The following is a 1,098-nucleotide window of genomic DNA, read 5'->3' on the forward strand; positions in this document are numbered from 1 at the left end:
GTCATTCCGCGATCCTTCGCCAGCTGCAAAATTGAGGAACGGGTAACGCCCTCTAGAATAGTTCCGGTAAGTTCGGGGGTTACCAACTTATTCTCTTTACCGTAGATGAAGAATACGTTCATGCCGCCCAGCTCTTCAAGAGCATCGTTACGGTGCGGGTCTTTGAAGATCACCTGTTTACAGCCGTTTTCTTCACCTTCAAGCTGGGCGATCATGGCGGCAGCATAGTTACCGCCGCATTTTGCAGTGCCAGTACCGCCTTCACCAGCGCGAGCATACTTCGTGGACAGCCAAATGTCCACCGGCTCGGGGGTGCCGAAGTAGTTACCGGCAGGCGACCCAATCACGTGATACTCCACGTGACGAGCAGGGCGAACCCCCAGATATGCCTCGGTCGCAATCATAAACGGACGGAAATAGAATGCTTCTCCCTCACCGCTGGGAACCCATTTTTCGTCTGCCTGCACCAGCTGTTTCAGGGATTCGATGAAGGTCTCTTCGGGCAGCTGAGGCAGCGCCATACGATGCGCTGATCGGTTCAGGCGCGCCGCGTTCTTCTCGGGCCGGAATGTCCACACCGAACCGTCCGCGTGGCGGTAACCCTTAATACCCTCGAAGATTTCCTGGCCATAGTGAAAAACCGCAGCGGCGGGATCTAAGCTGAGCGGACCGTAGGCGTGCACCCGCGCGTTCGACCATTCACCGCCGGTCTTATAATCACCGTTCCAGTCGATGCTGACCATATGATCCGTAAAATAGTCGCCAAACCCGGGGTCGGCTAGGATCTCGGCGCGGCGGGCGTCGCTGGCGGGGTTTTGGTTCGTTTCGTGGCTGAATTCGATGGCCATCGAGGTTCTTCTTCCGTGAGAGTTCGTTACTTAGTGTGCCGCCCGCGAATGAAGGTGAGCGGTGCGCATCGTTAAACTGCGCGGGTGGCGCCTGGGGATGCTGTGGTTCGTGACCACGCCAGCGGTGGGCAAACCGTGTGTGCTCGCCGCACCCTGTTTTAGGGTACCCGATATGGGGGCACCACGCATATTACTGCCGGGCTACCGGGCACCGCACACCTGTGCTGGGGTGCGGGTGCCCGCTGGTGGT

Annotated in this window: 1 protein-coding gene; it reads right to left on the reverse strand. The window is 58.2% G+C overall.

All coding sequences use genetic code 11. From position 1 onward, the window contains the following. The coding region (locus Q4P78_RS09280; protein WP_303340084.1) for a branched-chain amino acid aminotransferase at positions 1–848 on the reverse strand (848 nt) is incomplete at its 3' end. Between the last annotated feature and the right edge of the window lie 250 nt (positions 849–1,098).

The organism is Rothia sp. (in: high G+C Gram-positive bacteria), assembly GCF_030540545.1.
Lineage (GTDB): Bacteria > Actinomycetota > Actinomycetes > Actinomycetales > Micrococcaceae > Rothia.